Consider the following 7,081-nt stretch of genomic DNA (forward strand, 5'->3'; position numbering starts at 1 on the left):
ACGCCGGGCCGGAGGTCGAGCGTTGGAACCTTCGGCGCACCAGCGGCCACATCAGCCGCAGGGCGGGCGAGACGATCTTCGGGTCCGTCAGGGTGCCGTCGGTCATGTCGGTCGCGGCACCGCCGGGGTCGGCGGCGAAGACCGACACGCCGGTGCCGTCCAGCCGCGCGGCCAGGTCGAGCGTGTATGCGAGGTTGGCGAGCTTGGCGCGGCCGTACCAGTGGAAGCCGTAGTAGCCGCCGGGTGGCTCGACGGCGTCGAACGACCGCTTCGCGACGGTGACGGCCCCCGAGGTCACGTTCACGATCCTGCTCGGCGAGCCCGCCGTGAGGGTGGGCAGCAGCAGTTCGGTGAGCAGGTACGGCGAGAGGTAGTTGACGACGAACGACGCCTCGACGCCGTTCAGGTCCTGCCGGTCCGCGAACATCGCGCCGACGTTGTTGACCAGCACCGTCAGCGGTTCGCCGGAGGCGGCGCGGTCGGAGGCGATCCGGTCGGCGAGTGCGCGGACCTCGTCGAGGGAGGCGAGGTCGGCGGCCAGGAACCGCGCCGCGTGCGCCGGGTTCGTCGCGTTGATCCGCTCGACCGCCCGGGCGCCCCGGTCGGGGTTGCGCCCGACCACGGTGACCTCGAACCCGGCGGCGGCCAGTCCCAGGGCCGTCTCGTACCCGATCCCGGCCGTCCCGGCCGTGACGACGGCTGTCTTCTTCATGGCTCTTCCACTCCCGAGGCAATACGGATAGATCATCCGCTTGACGCGACGTTAGCACATTCGGATGGACTATCCGGTTAGTCGTTCGCCTTACGGATTGCTGACGACTCTGGTTGCGGCGCTCCGTCCTGCGGCTCGGCCGGTAGCGTCCCCGGCATGAGGATCCTCGTCACCGGCGGCGCCGGGTTCATCGGTTCGGCGGTCGTGCGCGCTCTGGTCGCGGCGGGCCACGAGGTGCGGGTGCTGGACGCCCTGCTGCCCGCCGTCCACCCTTCGGGGGCGGTGCCCGACCTGCCGGACGGCGTCGAGTTCCGGCACGGCGACGTCCGGGACGCGGCGACGCTGGCACGCTCCCTGACCGGGGTGGACGCGGTCTGCCACCAGGCGGCGATGGTCGGGCTCGGCCTGGACCTCGACGACGCGCCCGAGTACGTCGGCTGCAACGACCTCGGCACGGCGGTGCTGCTCGCCGCGATGGCACGCGCGCAGGTGCGGAGGCTGGTGCTGGCCGGATCGATGGTGGTCTACGGCGAGGGCCGGTACGCGTGTCCGGAGCACGGGAGCGTGGCGCCCGGCCCCCGGCGCCCGGAGGATCTCGACGCGGGCCGGTTCGAACCGCCCTGCCCGGAGTGCGCGGCCCCGCTCCGGCCGGGCCTGGTCGCGGAGGACGCGCCGGGCGATCCGCGCAACGTGTACGCCGCGACGAAGCTCGCCCAGGAGCACCTGGCCGCCGCCTGGGCCCGCGCGTGCGGAGGGTCCGTCCTGACGCTGCGCTACCACAACGTCTACGGCCCCGGCATGCCGCGCGACACCCCGTACGCCGGGGTGGCCTCGCTGTTCCGTTCGGCGCTCGCCCGCGGCGAGGCCCCCCGGGTGTTCGAGGACGGCGGCCAGCGCCGGGACTTCGTCCACGTCGACGACGTGGCGGCGGCGAACCTGGCCGCGCTGGAGGCCGTCCGCCACCGGGCACCGGGCCGTGCCCGGGCGTACAACGTCGGCAGCGGGGAGGTGCGCACGGTCGGCGAGATGGCCCGGGCGCTGGCCGACTCCTGCGGCGGGCCGGCCCCGGTGGTGACCGGGCAGTACCGGCTCGGGGACGTCCGGCACATCACGGCCGACTCCTCGCGGCTGCGCGCCGAGTTGGGCTGGCGGCCCCGGGTGCCGTTCCTGGCGGGGATGGCCGAGTTCGCCGCCGCGCCCCTGCGGGCCTGAGGGCCCGGCTGCGGCGGCGCGGCCCCACGGTCAGCCGCGCGCGGCGGGGAGCGCGATCTCGAAGCAGCAGCCCCCGGCGACGTTGCGCACCCGGGCACGGCCGGAGTGGGCCTCCACGATGCCGCGGACGATGGCCAGCCCGAGCCCGGCTCCGCTGTCCCCGTCCCCGCCCTCCCCTGGGTCGCGCCGCGGCGTGCGCGCGGCGCTGCCGCGCCAGCCGGTCTCGAAGACGCGGGAGAGGTCCTGCTCCGGGATGCCGCCGCAACCGTCGGTGACCGAGAGCACGACCTCGTCCACCTCCCGGCGGGCCGACACCGCCACGACGCCGTCCTCGGGCGTCGAGCGGATCGCGTTGACCAGGAGGTTGCCGAGCACCCGGGTGATCTCCCGGCTGTCCACCTCGACCGGCTCGGCCACGACCTGACGGCCCTCCAGGCGGACGCCGCGCTGGCGGGCCAGCGGGTGGGCGCCGGCCAGCGCGTCGTCGACCAGGTCGTAGACGGACACCCGGGACACCGAGAGGGACAGTGCGCCGGCCTGGATGCGGGAGAGCTCGAAGAGGTCGTCGACCATGCCGGTGAGCCGCTCCACCTCGGTGCGGATCCGCTTCAGGTAGTGCTCCGGCTCGTCGACCACTCCGTCCTCCAGGGCCTCGGCCATGGCGCGCAGCCCGGCGAGCGGGGTGCGCAGGTCGTGGGAGATCCAGGCGATCAGCTCGCGCCGCGAGGCGTCCAGCACCTGCTCCCGCGCTCGCGACTCGGCGAGCCGGGCACTGGTGGCGGCGAGTTCCTCGCTGAGCTGGGCCAGTTCGAGCCCCAGGGGATGCCTCGGCGCGGCGAAGCCGGCGTCGCTGCCGACGGTACGGGCGGCCGCGGTCAGCGCGCGGCTGCCGGCCACCACCTGGCGCCCGAGCAGTGCGGCCGTGAGCAGCGACACCACGGACGCCATGCCGAGCACGGTTATCACCACGCCGAGGTCGTGGCCGGACAGGAACATCGCCTGGGCGACGGCGAGCGTCCCGGAGGTGACGGCGAGCACGGTGACGACGGCGACGCAGAAGAGCGAGAGCGCCATCGAACGGCGGCGCAGCAGCCGGACGGCCAGCCAGCCGAGCAGGCCGGCGCCCGCCGCGCCGAGGCCCGCGAACAGCGCGATCAGCGACAGGTCCTTCACTTCGGGCCGTCCTGCTCGTCCGCGACGGGGTCGTAGCGGTACCCGACGCCCCAGACGGTGGTGATCAGTCTCGGTGCGGCGGGGTCGTCCTCGATCTTCTCGCGCAGGCGGCGGACGTGGACGGTGACGGTGGACAGGTCGCCGAAGTCCCAGCCCCAGACCCGCTGCATCAGCTCCTGGCGGGGGAAGACCGTCCCGGGGTGCCGGAGGAGGAACGCGAGCAGGTCGAACTCCCTAAGAGTCAGGGCGAGTTCACGGCCTGCGCGGCAGGCCCGGCGGGCCTGCGGGTCGAGCGTGATGTCGCCGGACGCCAGCGGCCCGGGGGCCGGTGCCGTGGGCGCCGTGCCGCGGGAGCGGCGCAGCACCGACTGGACGCGCAGGACGAGTTCCCGCGGGCTGAAGGGCTTGGTGACGTAGTCGTCGGCGCCCAGTTCCAGGCCGAGGATGCGGTCCGCCTCGTCGCCCTTGGCGGTCAGCATGACCACCGGGAGGTGGGCGCCGTCGGCGGTGGCGCGCAGCCTGCGGAGGATCTCCAGACCGTCGATCCCGGGAAGCATGAGGTCCAGGACCAGGAGGTCGGGGCGGTGGGCCCGGGCCAGCTCGAGGCCGTGGTCGCCGTCGCAGGCCCGGTCGACCCGGTGGCCGGCCCGGGTGAGGTAGCCGGCGACGACCTCGCCCACGGTGAGGTCGTCGTCGATCACCAGGATGCGGGCGGGGTCCGGTGGTGCGGCGGGGCCGAGGCTGTCGTTCACCTCGCCGAGGATACGAGGCGCGGCCGCCGTGGGTACCGCGTCGGCGCGGACGTTCGCGTTCCGTAAGATCGCGGCTCGCCGGCACGCGACCCGGGCCGCCGCCGCACCCGCCGGAACGCGCACCTGCCGGAACGCGCCCCCGCCGCCGTCGGGGGCCGCGGCGGGATGCGGCCCCGGCCGGCGGCGGGATGCGGCCCCGGCCGCCGGCGGGATGCGGCTCCGGCAGCCGGCGGAACCCGACTCCGGCCGCCGGCGGATCGACGTAGGACTTCCGTAAGGGCGCGGTTCGGCCCCGACGGGCCCACCCGCCCTTAGCGTGGCCGACGTGATCCCTCCGACTCCCCCCTCATCGTCCGTCGACCTCGTCCTGCCGTGCCTCGACGAGGCCGGGGCCCTGCCCTGGGTGCTGGCTCGGGTGCCCGCGGGCTGGCGCGCGATCGTCGTCGACAACGGTTCCCGTGACGGCTCGGCAGAGGTGGCCCGTTCGCTGGGCGCGACGGTCGTCGAGGAGCCGCGGCGCGGCTTCGGCGCCGCGTGCCACGCCGGGCTGCTCGCCGCGACCGCCGAGCTGGTCTGCTTCATGGACTGCGACGGCTCGTTGGATCCCGCCCAGCTGCCGCGGGTCGCCGCGCCGGTCTTCGCCGGCTCGGCGGACCTGGTGCTCGGTCGGCGCCGCCCCGCGACCGCCGGGGCGTGGCCGCTGCACGCCCGGCTGGCGAACGCGGCCCTGGCCGGCCGGCTGCGGGCGAGGACGGGGGCGCCGCTGCACGACCTCGGACCGATGCGGGCCGCCCGTCGTGACCGGCTGCTGGCGCTGGGCCTGGGCGACCGCCGCTCCGGCTACCCGCTGGAGATGGTGCTCGCCGCGTCGGCGGCGGGGATGCGGATCGCCGAGACGCCCGTCGACTACCTGCCGCGCACGGGCCGCTCCAAGGTCACCGGCACCCTGCGGGGCACCCGGCAGGCCGTCCGCGACATGCGGGCCGTCCTGGCCGCGCCGCCGCCGACCCTGCTGGTGATCGCCAAGTCGCCGGTCCCGGGGCGGGTCAAGACCCGCCTCACCCCGCCCTGCACGCCCGAAGAGGCGGCGGCGCTGGCCGAGGCCGCCCTCGCCGACACGCTCGCCACCCTCGCCCGGGTGCCGGCCGGGCGGCGGCTGCTCGTCCTGGAGGGCGCCACCGGCCCGTGGCTGCCGCCCGGCTGGCAGGTCGTGCCGCAGGTGGACGGCGGGCTGGACGCTCGGCTCGCGGCCGCCTTCGCGCACGCCGGCCGGCTCGCTCCGGACGCGCCCGCCCTGCTGGTGGGCATGGACACCCCGCAGCTGGACGCCGCGCTCCTCGCCGGGGCCCTGTCGCCCGCGCGGCGCACGGGCGTCGACGCCTGGTACGGGGCGGCCGCCGACGGCGGGTTCTGGGCGCTCGGGCTGGCCCGGCCCACCGAGCGGCTGACCCGGCGGCTGCTGCTGGGCCTGCCGATGTCCACGCCGGACACCGGGCGGGCCCTGCTCGGCCGGCTCGTGGCGGAGGGGCTGACGGTCGGCCACCTCCCGGTGGTCACCGACGTGGACACCGTCCGGGACGCCCGCCAGGTCGCCGCCGAGGCTCCGGGCAGCAGGTTCGCGGAATGCTTCCGGTCGATCGGGGCCGCCCGGGAGGTGACGGGGTGAGCGTCACCGCCGAGGCATGGGTGGACGACCCGTTCGCCGAGGCCGTGCGGGCCGGCCGGGGCCCGCTCTGGCTGCGGCGCGAGGACGGCCGGCGGATCCCGCTCGACGTGGAGCGCTGGTGCGCGCCCCCCGCCGGGGCCGATCATGGGCTGCTGCTGCGCTGCACCCGGCTGGCCGCGCCGGTGGTGGACCTCGGGTGCGGGCCCGGCCGGCTCGTCGCGGCCCTGCTCGGCCTCGGCGTGCCGGCGCTGGGGGTCGACGTCACCGGCGCGGCGGTGGCGCGCACCAGGAGCCTCGGCGGGCCGGCCCTGCGGCGGTCGGTCTTCGACCGCCTCCCGGCGGAGGGCCGCTGGGGCGGTGCGCTGCTCGCCGACGGCAACCTCGGCATCGGCGGCGACCCGGGGCTCCTGCTCGGCCGGAGCGCCGAGATCCTGGCCCCGGGTGGTGTGCTGCTGGTCGAGGTGGAGCCGGGGGAGGTCGACGAACGGATCACCGTCCGGGTCGAGGGCGCGGACGGCCGGCTCGGGCCGGCGTTCGGCTGGGCCCGCTGCGGCGCGGCGGCCACCGTGCGTCGCGCCGACCGGGCCGGGCTGGTCGAGACCGAGCGGTGGTCCTCCCACGGCCGCCACTTCCTCGCGTTGCGGAAGGCGGTCGGTCGCCGCTGACGCGGCGGTGCCGGCGGACCGGGCCGCGGGAAGGCGCAGTTGGACAGGCCCACCAGGACGGCCCACACCCACGGCGCACCTACTCCGGTACCTCCGCCTTCGCGCGGCTCACGGCCGGCCACTGCGGGTGCTCGCGCTCGGCCCAGCGGCGGTCGACCAGTCCGGTCCGCATCCCGCGCCGGGCCTCCGGGTCCCGCAGGGCCATCCGGACGTGCCCGGCGGTCACCACCGCGATGGCCGCCGCGAGCCAGTCGTGGACGAAGGTCGCGCCGGTCCGCCAGGCCGCCGGCGCCAGGTGGGTGAGCCACATCAGCAGGCCGGTGCCGAGGATCGTCAGCATGGCGCCCAGCGTCCACTGGGCGTAGAGCTTCTGCCCGGCGTTGAACTTCCCCGCCGGGCGGTGCGACGCGCGCGCCCTGGTCGCCCGCAGCCACTGCCGGTCCACCGGGTGGAAGCGGCTCAGCCTCGCCACGTCCGCCCGCACCGCCCGGAAGGCCAGCCCGAGCAGCAGCGGCACCGGCAGCGCCAGGCCGCACCACACGTGCACGGTGACGACGAGCCGCCGCCGTCCGACCAGTTCGGCCAGCGGCGCGACGTACAGGCAGGCGGCGGTGGCCAGGCAGGTCAGGACCAGGGCGGCGGTGGCGCGGTGCACCCAGCGTTCGGCGCGGGTGAAGCGGAGCAGCCGGTCAGGCGGTCGGTGCATCGTCGCGTCCGTTCGAGCGGCCGACCCAGGCGTCGACGTCATAGCCGTTCTGCTCCCAGTAGCCCGGCTCCACCGAGCCGGTGACGGTGATCCCGGACAGCCACTTGGCCGACTTGTAGAAGTACATCGGTGCCACGTAGAGGCGCACCGGGCCGCCGTGGGCGTGCGGGATCGGGGCGTCCTGCAGCTTGAGCG

At 76.2% G+C, this 7,081-nt stretch carries 8 protein-coding genes and 1 pseudogene; 4 read left to right on the forward strand and 5 right to left on the reverse strand.

Features of this window, described 5'->3' with window-relative positions; genetic code table 11:
• Positions 1-712, reverse strand: a 712-nt coding sequence (locus ABT247_RS30190) for an SDR family NAD(P)-dependent oxidoreductase (RefSeq protein ID WP_350748834.1), incomplete at its 3' end; no start/stop codon positions are given.
• 156 nt (positions 713-868) lie between these two features.
• Here ABT247_RS30190 and ABT247_RS30195 point away from each other — a divergent pair.
• Positions 869-1,924 carry an NAD-dependent epimerase/dehydratase family protein gene (locus tag ABT247_RS30195; protein ID WP_350748837.1) on the forward strand — a complete coding sequence of 352 codons (1,056 nt, stop codon included), beginning with the start codon at positions 869-871 and terminating at the stop codon, positions 1,922-1,924.
• Positions 1,925-1,954: 30 nt separating this feature from the next.
• Here the strand turns inward: ABT247_RS30195 and ABT247_RS30200 are convergent, their stop codons facing one another.
• Together ABT247_RS30200 and ABT247_RS30205 are read right to left on the reverse strand one after the other, a co-directional pair.
• Positions 1,955-3,097: a sensor histidine kinase gene (locus tag ABT247_RS30200; RefSeq protein ID WP_350748840.1), complete on the reverse strand. Its 1,143-nt coding sequence runs from the start codon at positions 3,095-3,097 to the stop codon at positions 1,955-1,957.
• Positions 3,094-3,849, reverse strand: coding sequence for a response regulator transcription factor (locus tag ABT247_RS30205; protein ID WP_350748843.1), 756 nt, complete (start codon positions 3,847-3,849; stop codon positions 3,094-3,096). Before ABT247_RS30205 ends, ABT247_RS30200 begins: the two co-directional genes overlap by 4 nt.
• A 325-nt stretch (positions 3,850-4,174) precedes the next feature.
• On the opposite strand from ABT247_RS30205, the pseudogene ABT247_RS30210 reads away from it, so the two are divergent.
• The 3 genes and pseudogenes from ABT247_RS30210 to ABT247_RS30220 form a co-directional block, all read left to right on the forward strand.
• Positions 4,175-4,885, forward strand: a pseudogene (locus tag ABT247_RS30210) (glycosyltransferase family 2 protein); the annotation flags it as partial.
• 183 nt (positions 4,886-5,068) lie between these two features.
• Complete coding sequence (locus tag ABT247_RS33695) at positions 5,069-5,515, forward strand: DUF2064 domain-containing protein (protein ID WP_502892529.1); 447 nt, start codon at positions 5,069-5,071, stop codon at positions 5,513-5,515.
• Positions 5,512-6,180 carry a class I SAM-dependent methyltransferase gene (locus ABT247_RS30220; RefSeq protein WP_350748846.1) on the forward strand — a complete coding sequence of 223 codons (669 nt, stop codon included), beginning with the start codon at positions 5,512-5,514 and terminating at the stop codon, positions 6,178-6,180. Before ABT247_RS33695 ends, ABT247_RS30220 begins: the two co-directional genes overlap by 4 nt.
• Before the next feature lie 79 nt (positions 6,181-6,259).
• Here the strand turns inward: ABT247_RS30220 and ABT247_RS30225 are convergent, their stop codons facing one another.
• A complete protein-coding gene (locus tag ABT247_RS30225; RefSeq protein WP_350748849.1) occupies positions 6,260-6,928 on the reverse strand; it encodes a cytochrome b/b6 domain-containing protein in 669 nt (222 codons plus the stop codon).
• Positions 6,870-7,081: molybdopterin-dependent oxidoreductase (locus ABT247_RS30230; protein WP_350748852.1), on the reverse strand; the 212-nt coding region annotated here is incomplete at its 5' end. The genes ABT247_RS30225 and ABT247_RS30230, both read right to left, overlap by 59 nt.

Source organism: Kitasatospora sp. NPDC001539, from assembly GCF_040298565.1.
Classification (GTDB): Bacteria; Actinomycetota; Actinomycetes; order Streptomycetales; family Streptomycetaceae; genus Kitasatospora.

Excerpts from the sequence above, each read along its gene's own strand:
- ABT247_RS30195 (WP_350748837.1), top strand. The coding sequence starts at position 869 with ATGAGGATCCTCGTCACCGGCGGCGCCGGGTTCATCGGTTCGGCGGTC.
- ABT247_RS30225 (WP_350748849.1), bottom strand. The coding sequence starts at position 6,928 with ATGACGTCGACGCCTGGGTCGGCCGCTCGAACGGACGCGACGATGCAC.